Source organism: Micropruina sp., from assembly GCF_047606665.1.
GTDB lineage: Bacteria > Actinomycetota > Actinomycetes > Propionibacteriales > Propionibacteriaceae > Micropruina.
In genome coordinates this window covers 46,944-60,929 of record NZ_JASGEF010000012.1, presented here as the reverse complement: position 1 = coordinate 60,929, position 13,986 = coordinate 46,944, and the positions used below count along the sequence as shown (strand labels likewise).

Below are 13,986 nucleotides of genomic sequence, written 5' to 3'. Positions count from 1 at the left end.
CGGCCCGCCGACTCGAACGCGGTCCGGCGTCCGGATCACCGTGGCCACCTTGATTGGAATGCGGTTGGAGCTATTGCGCTGTGTTTCATCCAGACGTTGCTGATCGACCCTCTCCTTTGGATTCTTGCCCGCCGGACTTGGGCTCAGTTGCCGGCTACTCGTGCGATCGCTGAGGCGCGGTCCCGGACGCCGAGCTTGGCGAAGATCGCGTTGATGTGGGTCTTGACGGTGGTGACGCCGACGAACAGCTCGGACGCGATCGCGGCATTGCTCAGCCCGTTGACGATCAGGGCCAGCACCTCGGCCTCGCGCCGGGTCAGTTCGGGGAACCGGGACCCCAGGGCGTCCGCGGCGTTGCCCGGTTTCCGCGGCGGGGAGGTGGTGGCCGCCGCGATCACCGCCGCACCCACCTCGGCGGCGAAGGTGGCCTGGCCGCGGGCCACCGAGCGGACGGCGGCGGCCAGTTCGGCGCGTCCTGCGTCCTTGGTCAGATAGCCGGTGGCGCCGGCCCGCAGCGCGGCCAGGATCGACTCGTCGTCGGCGTAGGTGGTCAGCACCAGCACCGCGGCGTCCGGCACCTCGGTGCGCAGCCGGGCGGTGGCGGCCACCCCGTCCAGGCCGGGCATTCGCAGGTCCATCAGGATCATGTCAGGACGCTCCAACACGGCGAGCCGGACCGCCTCGTTGCCGTTGGCGGCGGTGCCGACCACCTCGACATCGGGCAACAGGCCGAGCACGGTGGCCAGTCCGTCGCGGACGATGGCCTGGTCGTCGGCGATCAGCACCCGGATCGGAGCGGCGTCCTCGTTCATCGCAGCATCGCCTCGGCCCGGACGGTGAATCGGCCGTCCCCCTCGGTGACGTTCACCGATCCGCCCAGTGGCAGTGCCTCGAAGCGCTCCCGCATCCCGATCAGCCCGTAGCCGGGCGAGACGCCCCGCGAAGCCTCCGGCTCCGGACACGGAGCGTCTGGCACCGAATTCGACACTGTGAGAACCACCCGGTCATCGTGCCACGCCACCGCGGCCGTCACCGGAGCACCGGGGGCGTGCCGGCGAGCGTTGCTCAGCGACTCCTGCAGGGCGCGTTCCACGGCGGCAGCCTGTTCGCCGGTGAGCTCGGTGGGGGTGCCGGTCCGGCTCCATTCGACCGTTCCACCCAGCGCGCGATGGACGTCCAGCAGATCCTCCAGGGCCGCGCTCAGCTGCTCGGGCGTCCGTTGTTCCGGCGCGGACGCCGGCGCCCGCAGCGCGGCCACCGCACGCCGAGCCTCGCCCAGACCGGACGCCGCCAGCGACCGGGCACCCGTCACCCGCTCGCGGGCGGCGTCCGGTCGGCCGGCTTCCAGCAGGGCCTCGGCGGCGTCCAGCTGAACCACCAGACCACCCAGCGTGTGGGCCAGGACGTCATGCAGATCGCGAGCCAGCGCCACCCGGATCGCCTCCTCGCGCATCGCCACCTCGCGCTCGGCCAGCATTGCCTCGCGACGCTCCGCCTGCCGTCCCTGGCGCCGGCTGAACCCGGCCAGCGCCGCCACCGCGGGAACCCCGAGCATGCTGGCCAGGGTCGCGGCCTCCACCGGGTCGATCAGCGCGCCGAGCCCGATCAATGCCAGCGCGGCAAGGCCGGACGTCAACCCAACCGTCAGCGGAAGGCCCGCGTCGCCGACCAGGATCAGCAGGCAGACGGCGGTCGGGATCAGCGAGTTGCCGTGGGTCGCGGACGCCGCCACCGCGCCGAGCGGGACGGCGGAGGCCGCCAGCACGGTGCCGGCTCGCCAGATGCCGATCCGGGCGAGCATCGTCCGGCCGACCCAGCACAGCAACGACGCAGCGAACAGGATCAGCGCCCAGGTCGGCTGATGGCCGAACTCGCGGATCACCGTCCACCACGCCAGCAGGGCCGCCCCCACGATGGTGAGGGCGACGCTGGTCGAGCCCGGACGCCGGTTCACGCCACCCATCCTTGCGCAGCGGGCCGTCAGACCAGCGTGGCCTGGCCGGTCGGGACGCCGGCGTCCAGTCGTTCGGTGCGAGAAAGGATGACTCCCACCCGGATCAACCGGTTGGCGGCGAGCATCAACAGGATCACCCCGGTCGAGGTGACCAGCTGGGCGCCCCACTGCACCGCCACGATGTCGATGCCGACCCGGACCGCGACCACCAGCAGCCACAGCGCCAGGCCCCACCAGCCCGTCCGGGTCTCCCACCGGGCCGTCGTGGCGTCCGCCGGTGCCAGCGGACGGAAGCGGGCGAGGACGCCCATCCAGGCGCCGGTCGCGGCCGACACCACGATTTCGATGGCCAGGGCGGCCAGGTCGATTCCGCCGAGATGCTCGCCGGACCCGACCAGCGAGACGATGCCGACCAGGCCGAGGATCAACGGCAACCGCCACATCCGAGGCTCGACCACCCGCCAGGTGGTCTGCCGATAGCCCACCCAGACCAGGATCAGCAGGCCGAGTCCGATACTCCCGAGAACGTTGAGATTCATGTCTTCAGGCTGCTCTGGCGGGCGGTTTCGGACGCCCTCCCACGGGTGGAGATCGAGGTGGAGATCGACGTTGAAGCGGGTGGAGCCAGATCAGGGACACTCTCGCGCTGCTGGTGGATCTGTGACCTCTGCGGTGCCCATCGACGGCCGACGCGCGCTAAGGGGTCGGCGCATCGCGTACCGTGCCAGCGTGGGGTACGACGACGGTGGAAGCATCAGGAAGGGTCCGCCGTCCCGCGCCGCCCGCGACGGCGGATCGATCGGCTGCGGGGCGATCATCGCGGTGGTCGTCCTGGCTGCTGCGCCCATGGTCGGCGCGTTCGTCCCGTACGACACCGAGACCTTCGGCCCGATGTGGATCGGTTTGCTGCTGGTTCCTCCGGTCGTGTTGTTCCTGGTCGGCGCGGTGCTGGCCTTTGTCCCGAGGGCGCGAGGCACCGGGCTCGGCATGCTGATCGCCGCCGTGGGCGCGCTGCTGCTGGCCGCCGGCGTGCTGGTGCTGTTCTTCCGTTCCCTGATCTGAGGGCTGCCCGAACCAGCGCACCATCGGGTCGGCGTGAACCCCGACGCCCGGTCAGTACCATGAGCGGGTGCCCGCCGTCCCCGACCTCGCGCGCCGCGGGCCGGGACCGGCCGCGATCGGCGTCCTGGGCACCCTGCTGATCGGGTGGGGGAGTTGTCACCCCGAGTTCGCGCACGGCCCGGAAGGCTGGCCGTGCGATCTGGTCAACGCGATCGGCCTGGCGTTGCCGATGCCCTGGAACCGGGTCGCGATCGTGGTCGGCGTCCTGTTGCTGGTGGCGGCCTGGTGGCTGCTCAAACCCACCCCGGACGCCGGCGGTCGGTACCGCAGCAGGCTGCTGACCGGGTTGGCGCTGTGGTCGCTCCCGTTGCTGCTGGCGCCCCCGATTCTCTCGGCGGACGCCGTCCTGTACGCCGATCTGGGCTGGATCGTCAGCCAAGGCCAGAATCCCTACCTGGTCGGTCTGACCGGTGCCGGCGGACCCTACGCGCCGCATGTCGACCCGCTGTGGGCCGGCAGCGGGGTGGCCTACCCGCCGCTGGCGCTGCTGATCGACGCGGCGATGGTCGGGCTGACCGGTTTCGCGACCTATGGCGGCATCGTCGCGATGCGGCTTCCGGCGCTGCTGGCGTTGGCGGTGATCGCCTGGGTGCTGTCCCGGTTGACCCGCGAACTCGGCCTGGACGCCGATCGCGCGCTCTGGTGGGCGGTGGCGAATCCCCTGGTGGTACTGCATTTCGTCGGCGGTGCGCACAACGACGCACTGATGGTGGCGGTGGCGCTGGTCGGAATCTGGCTGGCGATGAGACGTCCGGGCTGGGTCTGGAGCCTGCTGATCGGGCCGGCGGCGATCGGTGTGGCGATGGCGATCAAACCCCAGGCCGGACTGGCGGTGCTCGCCTGCGCGGGCCTGCCGGTGGTGGTGCGGCTGGCGTCCGAACCGTTGCCCCGGCGGCTGTGGCTGCTCGGCCGGCGCAGCGCGATCGCGGCCGTCGTCGCGATCGTGACGTTCGTGCTGATCGGGTGGGCGTCCGGCTTGGGGTTCGGCTGGACGCGGTGGCTGGCGTTGATGGGCAAGGCCGGGACGGTGGCGCCGTTGTCGCTGATCGCGCAGGCCGGGGAGCTGCTGATCGGCGCCGCCGGCGGCGATCCGACCGGGTGGCTGCAGGCGGTGGGGGTGGCGTCCGGCCTCACCACGCTGGTCGTCGTGGGGTGGGTTCTGCTCCGGTTCGCCGACCGTCCGTTGGCCGCCGTCGCCTGGGGCTCGTTGGCGGTCAGCGCCCTCGGACAGTCGATGCACCCCTGGTACGTCCCGTGGTCGGTCGTGCTGCTGGCGTTGCTGCCGCTGACGCCGAAGCAGTTCCGATGGCTGACCGGTTTCGTCGTCGCCTTCGCGGTGTGGAACGCGATCCAGACGGTGGTCTGGCACTCGGTGCCATGAGCTTTCCCGGCCCTCGCTAGGATCGACGCACCGATCATCCCCGAGCCGAAGGTTTGCCCATGCCCGCGTTCCCGTGGCGTCTGCCGGGCGTGTGGATCGGGTTCGCCGGCTCGATGCTGGTCGGCGTCGGGGCCTGCAGCAACGGTTTCTCGTTCAACCGGGACGGCTGGGGCGTGGGTCCGATCGCGGCTCTGGCGAGCGCGCTCAGCCACGACACCGGCAAGCTGCTGGTGGCGTCCGGCTGCGCGCTGCTGTCGGTGGGCTGGTTCCTGCTGGTTCCGCGTCCCGGACGGGTCGCGCCGGGCTGGCTGTGGCTGCTGTGGGCGGCGCCGCTGGCGATCGTGCCGCCGGTGATGAGCGGCGACCCGTTCCTCTACGCCGACCTGGGCTGGATCATGGCGCACGGCGGCAACCCCTATGTGGACGTGCTGGGCAGCTACGGCGGCCCCTTCGACCCGTTCGTCGACCGGTTCTGGTCGGGCAACGGGGTGGCCTATCCGCCGCTGGCGTTGGAGATCAACCGGCTGATGGTCCAGTTCGCCGGCATGCATCCCTATTGGGGCGTGATCGCGCAGCGGCTGCCGGCGTTGGCCGGCATCGCCTTGGTCGCCGCCTTCCTGCCTCGGCTCGCCGACCGGGTGGACGCCGACCGCGACTGGGCGCTCTGGCTGGGGGTGCTCAACCCGATCACGATCGTCCACCTGATCGGCGGCGCCCACAACGACACCCTGATGGTGGGCGTGGTGGTGTTCGCGCTCTGGCTGAGCGTCCAGGCGGTGCCGAAGGTCTCGGCGAGCCTGGTGCTGGCGCCCGTGGCGATCGGCCTGGCGATGGCGCTGAAACAGCAGGCCGGGCTGGCGGTGATCGCGGCGGCCGGACTGCCGGTCGCCGCCCGGCTGGCCAGGCTGCCCTGGCTGCAGCGGGTGGCCGGACTGGGCTGGCGGACGGCAGTCGCGACCGTGGTCGCCCTGGCCACCTTCGTCGCGGTCTCGCTGGCCACCGGACTCGGCTTCGGCTGGACGCAGTGGCTGTCTCAGATGGGACGGGCCCGGACCATGACGCTGGCGGTGGCGATCGGCGACGCCTCCTACGCCTGGACCGGACGCGATCTCGCCGGACAAGCGCAGACGGTGCTCGCCGCGGTTGCGGCCGGCGGCCTGGTTGCCCTGTTGCTGACCCGCCCCGAACGTCCGCTCCAGGTGACCGCCTGGGGGTCGGTGCTGGTGCTGTTCCTCGGTCAGGCGCTGCACCCCTGGTATGTCGGGCTGAGCCTGGTACTGCTCGCGCTGCTGCCGCTGGGCCGGACCGCCGCGCGCTGGGTGGTGTTCGTCACCTTCGGCTACCTGATGGCGTACGCCCTGACCAACCTGTACGTGATGACCGTGCTGGCCTCGATCCGCGGCGGCATGCTCTACGGCTGCGCGGCCTTCGCGCTCTGGCTGGGCGCCTCCCGCCGGCTGGGCGGTGCCTCTAGGCTGGGCTGATGCGCATCGCCATCGCCGGGGCGTCCGGACTGCTCGGACGGAACACCGCCGCCCACCTGCGGCTCACCGGGCATCAGGTGCTGGCGCTGGTCCGCCGCGAGGCGTCCGGGCCGGACGAGCGCCGCTGGGATCCTGACGCCGGACGTATCGACGGCCCTGGTCTGGCCGACGTGGACGCGGTGATCAACTTCTCCGGCACCGGCATCGCGGACGCCCGCTGGAACGCGCAACGCAAGGCCGAGCTGCGCAGTTCGCGGCTCAACAGCACCACCACCCTGGTGGCCGCCCTCGACCCGGCCGGACGGTGCCAGCGGCTGCTCAACGGTGCCGCGATCGGCTTCTACGGCGACACCGGCGAGATCATGGTCGACGAGCGGACGCCGCAGGGCGCCGGCTTCCTGGCCCAGCTGGTCGCCGACTGGGAACGGGCCGCGCACGCCGCCCCGGTGCCCACCGCGTCCCTGCGCACCGGCCACGTGCTGACCCGCGAGGGCGGCTTCCTGGGCAAGCAGCGGCTGCCGTTCCGGCTCGGCCTGGGCGGACGGCTCGGCTCCGGACGGCAGTTCGTATCCTGGATCCACATCGACGACTACACCCGTGCGGTCGCCCACCTGCTCACCTCCACCGTGACCGGGCCGGTGAACCTCTGCGGGCCGAATCCGGTGACCAACGCCGCATTCACCGCCGCCTTCGCCCGCTCGCTGCACCGGCCGGCGCTGATCCCGATGCCGCTGCCCGCGCTGCGGCTGTTGTTCGGCTCCGAGATGGTCGACGAGGCGCTGCTCAGCGGCACCCGCGTCCAGCCCCGTCGGCTGCTCGACGACGGCTTCCGGTTCGATCACCCCCGGCTGGACGAGGCGCTGGCGTCCGTCGCGTGACGCATAGACTGACCACCCCGCGCGAAGGAGTAGTGCCTCGATGTCCTCGTCCGATCTCAATCCGGCCGGTGTGCCCGCGCCGTTCGCGACGCTCGGCCTCACCTTCGACGACGTGTTGCTGCAACCCAATGCCAGCGATGTGATCCCTTCCCAGGCCGACACCTCGACGCAGGTTTCGAAGCGGATCCGGCTGAACATCCCGCTGCTCAGCGCCGCGATGGACACCGTGACCGAGGCCCGGATGGCGATCGCGATGGCCCGCGAGGGCGGCATGGGCATTCTCCATCGCAATATGCCGGCCGACGAGCAAGCGTCCCAGGTCGATCGGGTGAAGCGGTCCGAGGCCGGCATGGTCGAGCAGCCGATCATCATCACCGCTGACCGCACCATCGGCGAGGCCGACGAGCTGTGCGGCAAATTCCGCATCTCCGGCGTGCCCGTCGTCGACGACAATATGAAACTGCTCGGCATTGTCACCAACCGCGATATGCGTTTCGAGGACGACCCGAACCGCCGGGTCTCCGACGTGATGACCCCGATGCCGCTGGTCACCGGCTGGCCCGGCATCACCAGCGAAGAGGCGCTGCGGCTGCTGGCCCGGCACAAGATCGAGAAGCTGCCGCTGGTCGACACCGACGGCACGCTGCGCGGCCTGATCACCCTGAAGGACTACGTGAAATCCGACAAATACCCGCTGGCCTGCAAGGACGAGCAGGGCCGGCTGCGGGTCGGTGCCGCGGTGGGCTTCTTCGGCGACTCCTGGCAGCGGGCGATGCTGTTGGTCGAGGCCGGGGTGGACGCCGTCATCGTCGACACCGCGCATGGGCATTCCACCGGTGTGCTGGAGATGATCGCCCGGCTCAAATCCGAACCGGCCGCGGCCGGCGTGGACGTCATCGGCGGCAACGTGGCCACCTACGCCGGGGCGTCCGCCCTGGTGGATGCCGGCGCGGACGGCGTCAAGGTCGGGGTCGGACCGGGCTCGATCTGCACCACGCGCGTCGTGGCCGGGGTCGGCGTCCCGCAGGTGACCGCCATTCACGACGTGGCCCGGGCCTGTCGTCCGGCCGGGGTTCCGGTGATCGGCGACGGTGGCCTGCAGTACTCCGGCGACATCGCCAAGGCCCTGGTCGCGGGTGCCGACACGGTGATGCTGGGCTCGCTGCTGGCCGGCTGCGACGAGAGCCCCGGCGAGCTGGTGTTCATCAACGGCAAGCAGTTCAAGTCGTACCGGGGGATGGGTTCGCTGGGTGCGATGGCGGCGCGCGGACGCCGGGCTTCCTACTCGAAGGACCGCTACTTCCAGGGCGACGTCACCTCCGACGACAAGCTGGTGCCCGAGGGCATCGAGGGCCAGGTCGCCTACCGGGGACCGCTGGCGGCCGTCGCCTACCAGCTGGTCGGCGGGCTGCGGCAGTCGATGTTCTACACCGGCGCCGCCACCATCGACCAGCTGCACGAGCGCGGCCGGTTCGTCAGGATCACCTCGGCCGGATTGCGCGAATCGCATCCGCACGACATCCAGATGACCATCGAAGCGCCCAACTACGCGGCGCCCAACTGACCCAGCGACCTGGCGAAGGAGCCTCCATGATCGAGATCGGGCGATCCAAGCGTGCCCAACCGGTGTACTCGTTCGACGACATCGCGATCGTCCCGACCCGGCGCACCCGGCACATCGAGGACGTCCGGCTGAACTGGTCGATCGACGCCCTAACCTTCGACTTCCCGATCGTCGCGGCGCCGCAGGACTCGGTGATGTCGCCGGCCACCGCCGCCGCGTTCGGACGCCTCGGCGGCCTGGGCGTGCTGAACCTGGAGGGGTTGTGGACGCGGTACGACGATCCGGAGCCGCTGCTGGAAGAGTTGGCGTCGATCGAGGACCGGGTGGCGGCCACCCGCCGGATGCAGGAGATCTACTCCGCGCCGATCCGGGGTGAGCTGATCACTCAGCGGCTGAACGAGATCCGCGAGGCCGGGGTTCCGGTGGCCGGCTCGCTGTCCCCGGAGAACTGCAAGCCGTTCGCCTCCGTCGTCGAACGGGCCGGGGTGGACTTCTTCGTGATCCGCGGCACCACCGTGTCGGCCGAACACGTCAGCCACAGCGTCGAACCGCTGAACCTCAAGGAGTTCATCTACGCCCTCGACGTGCCGGTGATCGTCGGCGGCTGCGCCACCTACCAGGCGGCGCTGCACCTGATGCGGACCGGCGCGGCCGGCGTCCTGGTCGGGTTCGGCGGCGGCGCCACCAAGCGCACCCGCAACGTGCTCGGCGTCGAGGTGCCGATGGCGTCCGCATTGGCCGACGTCGCCGAGGCACGCCGCGACTACATGGACGAGTCCGGCGGACGCTACGTGCACGTGATCGCCGACGGCGCACTGGGACGTTCCGGCGACATCGCCAAGGCGCTCGCCTGCGGTGCGGACGCCGTGATGGTCGGCTCGCCGCTGGCGCGGGCGTCCGAGGCTCCGGGGCACGGCTACCACTGGGGGCCGGAGGCCTGGCATCCCACCCTGCCGCGCGGCGAGCGGGTCAAATTCGGCGCCATCGGCACGCTGGAGGAGATCCTCCACGGTCCGTCGCACACCCCGGACGGCACCATGAACCTGGTCGGCGCCCTGCGCCGCGCCCTGGCCACCTGCGGCTACACCGAGGTCAAGGAATTCCAGCGCGTGGAGATCGTCGTCCACCGCTGAGGGTGCGCCGGTCGAGCGTGGGTGGTCAAGGCCACCTGACGATACCGGCGCAGGCTTCATGCGTGGGTACCGGTTGGCCGCCATTCTTGCTGAGTCCGGTCGGATCGAGCGGTGTTGGGTGAGCACGGACGGCGGCGAAGGCTACCCAGCCACTACCGTCCGCGACATGAAACCAAACATCGCTGTCCCATGGACTGGGGTTGGTCGGGTGTGCGGGCTGGGTTCTCACCCAACCGTCGACAGCGATCAGTTCGTTCGGCTCATACCCGCCCACCTTGTCGGCATCGGGGCGAGGAGTTGCCCGCTTCGCGGCTCCCGCCGGGGGCCATCGGTTCTGCGCGTACACGGTGAAGCGGCGGCACCCGCCCACCAACTCGGCTACTCCGGGTGGCGCATGTCGCTGGTTCAAATGGAAGGCCGGCCAGCCCAAGAGCAGGATGAGAATCCCCGCGATCCAAAGCGATGGCCGTCGTTCGGTGGTGGCTGCCGCGGCTCCCACCAGCGCGGAGGCGCAGGTGGCTATTCCGCTGAGCAGGGCCGATCCCAATAGGGTTACCTGTTGGCTGGCGATCGCTGCCACGAAGGTGAGAGTGCCGCCGGCGAGCCCCGCCAGGATTACCGTGAGGTTGTGCGGGATCGGGTTCAGAGATGCGGGCACGTCCGAATTCTCACATTGCACTCAATCTAGGAACCAGTTCGTCTGGTCATGGGACTGACGGCCGCGCAGGTAGCTCCCCCTCACGCCACAGTGCGCTGATCGGGACGGCTCGCAGCCGGTCCCCGAAGGGAAGCGTCTTGGTGCCGGTGTAGAGGACGATGCCAACAACGAGGTCGTCGCCGATCCGCTGGGCCAGGTGACGAATCCCACGGAAGTCTTCGGCGCGCACGGTCGAGGAGGCCTTCACTTCGATGGCTACCACGCGTCGTCGCCTGTCTTCGAGGACGATGTCTGCTTCGACGCCGTCGCGGGTGCGGTAGTGGAACATTTCTGCGCGGGTGTGTGCCCAGGACAGCTGGCGGGCGATCTCCATCGCGACGAATCCCTCCAGCAGTCCGCCCAACGGCGCGTCGGGACGGCGAAGCGACGCGGCGTCCTGGGCCAACAGGTTCGAGGCGATGCCGCTGTCCACGAAAGCAACCTTCGGGGTTGCCGTGGCGCGCGTTCCGAGGTTCCGCGACCAGGCGGGAATCCGCTTGATCAGGAAGACCTCCTCCAGCAGTCCGAGGTAGCGGGCGACCGTCTCACGCGGAATGCCCAACTCACTGGCAAGCGAGCCGGCGACCAGGGGCTGTCCGGACCGGTTCGCGAGCAAGGCGATGAGCGCCCGCATCTCGGGACCGCGCTGGATCTCCGAGAGCTGAATCACGTCCCGATTGACCAGGTCGGCCACATAGGAGTCGAGGAACCGTTCGCGACGACGGGCGGCGCGTCCGATGGCACCGGGGAAGCCGCCGCGGACGATCCGGTCGATGTAGTCGGCGCGGGTGAGGTCTGACTCGTGGTGGAGGTCCGGCCCCTGCTCAAACACGGTGTCGACGAAGTCGTCACGGGTGCCGTCGATCTCGCCCTGCGACAGCGGCCACAGCTCAATGCTCTCCGTGCGTCCCGGCAGGGAGTCGGCCACTCCCCGCATGGCCAGGACGCGGGCAGAGCCGGTGAGCAGGAACTGTCCCGGTGTCGGGTCCGCGTCCACTACGGCCTTGATCGCTAGCAGCAACTCGGGGGCGCGCTGCACCTCGTCGATGATCTGCATCCGCCCGTTGGGCTCGACGAAGCCGGCAGGATCGGCGAGCGCCGCTCTCCTTGTCGGAGCATCGTCCAAGGTTCGCCAGCTGGCGTCGGCGACCGCGCCCAACTGGGCCGCCAGTGTGCTCTTGCCGCTCTGCCGCGCTCCGTTGAGGATCACCACGCGGGTGTCACCCAGTGCCTCCTGCGCGATCTGGAGCGCGCGGCGCGGGATCACGCGACCCAAGGGGGACTGAGGTACTCGTATCACGCTGACCCCCTCATTCTTCTCTGACAGGCTCTTTCGCGTCCCAGTGTATGCGATTCGCCGCTACTTCAATATGCGTTCTGCCGCTGGGTACGTGTGTGTTTTGCCGCTATCAGCGTGTGCGATCTGCCGCGTCCGGGATCGGTACCGATGGGGTGGTTCCGGCCGGCAGTCGACCGGCCTTGGACGTCCTTGTCAGCAGCCCTCGCGTCCAGGCATCGCTGGCGGTGAGTTCTCTCGGCACGCCACGAGAGTAGCCAGGCATTCCCAGCGCCTACTGGGCGACGGCGACCCCGTGCTCGGATGCCACCTTCGCCAAGGCGGTGTTGAAGGTGGCCAGGGTGGCGCCCGTCTCGATCGCGGCGGCCAGCACGCAGCAGTCAGGCAGCTTCAGCGGGGTAGTGGCCCGCAACGTGGCCAGCGCGAGGGGCTGCTGGTCGCCGATCGGCAGCCTTTCGATGCCGAGGGCGTCAAGCGTCCGCATCGCTTCGACTTCGCGGCCTACCCGAACAGGACCCACCAGGCATTCGGCGAGCGTCATCGGATGAATCGCCAACTCTTCTTCGGTGTCGATGATGTCGAGCGCGCGAGCGCTGTGGACGTCCTCGATCAGGTGAGAGATCAGGACGCTGGCGTCGAGCACGATCATGCGGGCCAGTCCTTCCGCAATTCCTCGAGGTAACCCGGCGGGTAGGCGTCCTTCATGGAGCCGCGGGTCTCCTCGAGCACCTTCCTGCGGGCCGCGCGCCGTTCGGCGCGGGCGGTCTCGACCGATTGCGCGCCCTCGGTCATCAGCCGGGCGATCAGTTCCGAGCGGGGGACTCCCGGCCACTCTTTGGCGGCGATCTCCAAGGCGTGGGCGACCGGTGGGGTCTGGGTGACCTGAATCCTGGTGAGCGTGGTCGGCATGCGCCGAGTGTACCACTGCGGCGCAAGGTGGTACAGAGGCGCGGAATGGCGCTCCGTGGGTCCGACGGCCGTTGTGGCGTCGCTACGATGCGGTCATGGCCGCGTCCCCACTCCGCTCGCAGTTCGACCCGCCCCAACTGGCCGTGGTCGAGAGGCCGGCGTCATGATTCATCCCGAGCTCGCCCGACTGCGGGCCAGCATCGACAATCTGGATTCGGCGCTGATCTACCTGCTTGCCGAGCGGTTCAAGATCACCCGCCGGGTGGGCGAACTCAAAGCCGAGGTGGGCCTGCCGCCCGCCGATCCCGACCGGGAGGCCCGCCAGATCGAACGGCTGCGCACCGTCGCGCAGGACGCGCATCTCGATCCGGAATTCGCCGAGAAACTGCTGAACTTCATCGTTTCGGAGGTCGTCCGGCACCACGAGCGGATCGCGCGGGAGACAACCTGACCACCATCCGTCCGGCGACACGGGCCGACTGGCCGGCGCTGGATCTCATCGAGGTCGCCGCGGACGCCCTGTTCGACGGCGTCCTGGAACTACCGGCCGCGCCGGCCGCCCGCAGCGCCGAACTTGCTGCCCGAGGATTCACCCTGGTCGCGGTCGACGCCGACGATCGCCCGCGCGGCTTCGTGCAGGTGTTGGAACTGGACGCCCGCTTCCATCTCGAGCAGCTCAGCGTCCACCCGGACGCCCAACGCCGCGGCGTCGGCGCCGCCCTGCTGGCTGCGGCCGAGGATGGCGTCCGGGCCAGGGGAGGGTCGGTAGTGACGCTGCGGACGTTCGCCGACGTCCCATGGAACGCTCCGTTCTACCGCCGACACGGCTACCGGGACGCCGAACTGCCGATGGCGATGACCGCGTTGCTTGACGCCGAGGAACGGCTCGGGCTGCTGCGGGTCGGCGCGCGGGTGACGCTGGCCAAACAGGTTGCCGAGCATGTGCGGCCGTGGCCGGCGGTGAGCGTGCTGCCGCTGCGGGACGCCGCCGCCGGTCTGGAGGTGTTCGTCCAGTACCGAGCCTCGACGATGGATTTCGCCGAGGGCGCCGTGGTGTTTCCCGGGGGTCGGGTGCTGCCGGGCGAGCAGGCAGTCCCGGTACCCGTCGGGCACACCGCGGCCTGGGCGGCGACCGAACTGCCCGAGGCCGGCGTGCTGGCGGCGGCCGCGATTCGCGAGGTCGCCGAGGAATGCGGGGTGCTGCTCGGCGCCGACGACCTGCTGCCATGGGACGACTGGGTCACCCCGCCCGGCGGACGGCGCCGCTTCGATGTGGCATTCTTCCTCACCGCGGCTCGGCCCGGTCAGCACTGGCGCAACACCACCACCGAGGCGGTCCGCACAGTGTGGGTCTCCCCGGCCGAACTCCTCCGCGACGCCGACGCGGGCGGCGTCCGGCTCTTGCCGCCGACCCGGACGCTGCTCACCGAACTTGCCGGTCTCCCGAACGTTGCGGCAGCGATGGCGGCCCGGCCGCCGATCGTTCCGGTGCTGCACGATCGCGGTCGTCCGCGACTGGGCTCCGGGTAGGGGCTCCTCGTCATCCCATGCTTGCCTGTCATCCCGG

The 13,986-nt window shown here is 70.3% G+C and carries 15 protein-coding genes; 8 read left to right on the top strand and 7 right to left on the bottom strand.

Annotated elements, in window-relative coordinates; all coding sequences use genetic code 11:
- Nucleotides 1-143: 143 nt before the first annotated feature.
- Genes QM619_RS03280 through QM619_RS03270 form a run of 3 tightly spaced genes read right to left on the bottom strand, consistent with a single transcriptional unit; the run spans nt 144 to nt 2,493 of the window.
- The gene (locus QM619_RS03280; protein ID WP_415104265.1) at nt 144-812 is read right to left on the bottom strand and encodes a response regulator; all 669 of its coding nucleotides are present in this window, start codon (nt 810-812) and stop codon (nt 144-146) included.
- A complete protein-coding gene (locus QM619_RS03275; RefSeq protein WP_415104263.1) occupies nt 809-1,954 on the bottom strand; it encodes a sensor histidine kinase in 1,146 nt (381 codons plus the stop codon). Before QM619_RS03275 ends, QM619_RS03280 begins: the two co-directional genes overlap by 4 nt.
- Nucleotides 1,955-1,980: 26 nt before the next feature.
- Entirely contained in the window at nt 1,981-2,493 is a 513-nt protein-coding gene (locus QM619_RS03270; protein ID WP_415104261.1) for a hypothetical protein, read from the bottom strand.
- A 190-nt stretch (nt 2,494-2,683) separates the two neighbouring features.
- Here QM619_RS03270 and QM619_RS03265 point away from each other — a divergent pair, with 190 nt between their 5' ends.
- The 6 genes from QM619_RS03265 to QM619_RS03240 all read left to right on the top strand — a co-directional run bounded on the left by QM619_RS03265 (nt 2,684) and on the right by QM619_RS03240 (nt 9,516).
- Complete coding sequence (locus tag QM619_RS03265) at nt 2,684-3,016, top strand: hypothetical protein (RefSeq protein WP_415104259.1); 333 nt, start codon at nt 2,684-2,686, stop codon at nt 3,014-3,016.
- Nucleotides 3,017-3,083: 67 nt separating this feature from the next.
- Nucleotides 3,084-4,457, top strand: coding sequence for a polyprenol phosphomannose-dependent alpha 1,6 mannosyltransferase MptB (gene mptB / locus QM619_RS03260; RefSeq protein ID WP_415104257.1), 1,374 nt, complete (start codon nt 3,084-3,086; stop codon nt 4,455-4,457).
- Nucleotides 4,458-4,516: 59 nt separating this feature from the next.
- A complete protein-coding gene (gene mptB, locus QM619_RS03255; RefSeq protein ID WP_415104255.1) occupies nt 4,517-5,941 on the top strand; it encodes a polyprenol phosphomannose-dependent alpha 1,6 mannosyltransferase MptB in 1,425 nt (474 codons plus the stop codon).
- Nucleotides 5,941-6,819: a TIGR01777 family oxidoreductase gene (locus QM619_RS03250; protein WP_415104253.1), complete on the top strand. Its 879-nt coding sequence runs from the start codon at nt 5,941-5,943 to the stop codon at nt 6,817-6,819. The genes mptB (QM619_RS03255) and QM619_RS03250 overlap by 1 nt, the downstream gene beginning before the upstream one ends.
- A 40-nt stretch (nt 6,820-6,859) precedes the next feature.
- Nucleotides 6,860-8,383, top strand: a complete 1,524-nt coding sequence (gene guaB / locus QM619_RS03245; protein ID WP_415104251.1) for an IMP dehydrogenase — start codon at nt 6,860-6,862, stop codon at nt 8,381-8,383.
- Between the two features lie 26 nt (nt 8,384-8,409).
- Nucleotides 8,410-9,516, top strand: coding sequence for a GuaB3 family IMP dehydrogenase-related protein (locus tag QM619_RS03240; protein WP_415104249.1), 1,107 nt, complete (start codon nt 8,410-8,412; stop codon nt 9,514-9,516).
- A gap of 25 nt (nt 9,517-9,541) precedes the next feature.
- On the opposite strand, the gene QM619_RS03235 is transcribed toward QM619_RS03240, so the two are convergent.
- The 4 genes from QM619_RS03235 to QM619_RS03220 form a co-directional block, all read right to left on the bottom strand.
- The gene (locus QM619_RS03235; protein WP_415104247.1) at nt 9,542-10,174 is read right to left on the bottom strand and encodes a hypothetical protein; all 633 of its coding nucleotides are present in this window, start codon (nt 10,172-10,174) and stop codon (nt 9,542-9,544) included.
- A gap of 46 nt (nt 10,175-10,220) precedes the next feature.
- Nucleotides 10,221-11,480, bottom strand: a complete 1,260-nt coding sequence (locus QM619_RS03230) for an ATP-binding protein (RefSeq protein ID WP_415104245.1) — start codon at nt 11,478-11,480, stop codon at nt 10,221-10,223.
- A gap of 304 nt (nt 11,481-11,784) precedes the next feature.
- A complete protein-coding gene (locus tag QM619_RS03225; RefSeq protein ID WP_415104243.1) occupies nt 11,785-12,159 on the bottom strand; it encodes a type II toxin-antitoxin system VapC family toxin in 375 nt (124 codons plus the stop codon).
- Complete coding sequence (locus QM619_RS03220; RefSeq protein ID WP_415104241.1) at nt 12,156-12,419, bottom strand: hypothetical protein; 264 nt, start codon at nt 12,417-12,419, stop codon at nt 12,156-12,158. Before QM619_RS03220 ends, QM619_RS03225 begins: the two co-directional genes overlap by 4 nt.
- A 163-nt stretch (nt 12,420-12,582) precedes the next feature.
- On the opposite strand from QM619_RS03220, the gene QM619_RS03215 reads away from it, so the two are divergent.
- Both QM619_RS03215 and QM619_RS03210 read left to right on the top strand, forming a co-directional pair.
- Nucleotides 12,583-12,870: a chorismate mutase gene (locus QM619_RS03215; protein ID WP_415104355.1), complete on the top strand. Its 288-nt coding sequence runs from the start codon at nt 12,583-12,585 to the stop codon at nt 12,868-12,870.
- Nucleotides 12,792-13,949, top strand: a complete 1,158-nt coding sequence (locus tag QM619_RS03210; RefSeq protein ID WP_415104353.1) for a GNAT family N-acetyltransferase — start codon at nt 12,792-12,794, stop codon at nt 13,947-13,949. The genes QM619_RS03215 and QM619_RS03210 overlap by 79 nt, the downstream gene beginning before the upstream one ends.
- Nucleotides 13,950-13,986 lie beyond the last annotated feature (37 nt).

Excerpts from the sequence above, each read along its gene's own strand:
- QM619_RS03220 (WP_415104241.1), bottom strand. The coding sequence starts at position 12,419 with ATGCCGACCACGCTCACCAGGATTCAGGTCACCCAGACCCCACCGGTC.
- QM619_RS03280 (WP_415104265.1), bottom strand. The coding sequence starts at position 812 with ATGAACGAGGACGCCGCTCCGATCCGGGTGCTGATCGCCGACGACCAG.
- QM619_RS03250 (WP_415104253.1), top strand. The coding sequence starts at position 5,941 with ATGCGCATCGCCATCGCCGGGGCGTCCGGACTGCTCGGACGGAACACC.
- QM619_RS03240 (WP_415104249.1), top strand. The coding sequence starts at position 8,410 with ATGATCGAGATCGGGCGATCCAAGCGTGCCCAACCGGTGTACTCGTTC.
- mptB (WP_415104255.1), top strand. The coding sequence starts at position 4,517 with ATGCCCGCGTTCCCGTGGCGTCTGCCGGGCGTGTGGATCGGGTTCGCC.
- QM619_RS03215 (WP_415104355.1), top strand. The coding sequence starts at position 12,583 with ATGATTCATCCCGAGCTCGCCCGACTGCGGGCCAGCATCGACAATCTG.
- QM619_RS03270 (WP_415104261.1), bottom strand. The coding sequence starts at position 2,493 with ATGAATCTCAACGTTCTCGGGAGTATCGGACTCGGCCTGCTGATCCTG.
- QM619_RS03225 (WP_415104243.1), bottom strand. The coding sequence starts at position 12,159 with ATGATCGTGCTCGACGCCAGCGTCCTGATCTCTCACCTGATCGAGGAC.
- guaB (WP_415104251.1), top strand. The coding sequence starts at position 6,860 with ATGTCCTCGTCCGATCTCAATCCGGCCGGTGTGCCCGCGCCGTTCGCG.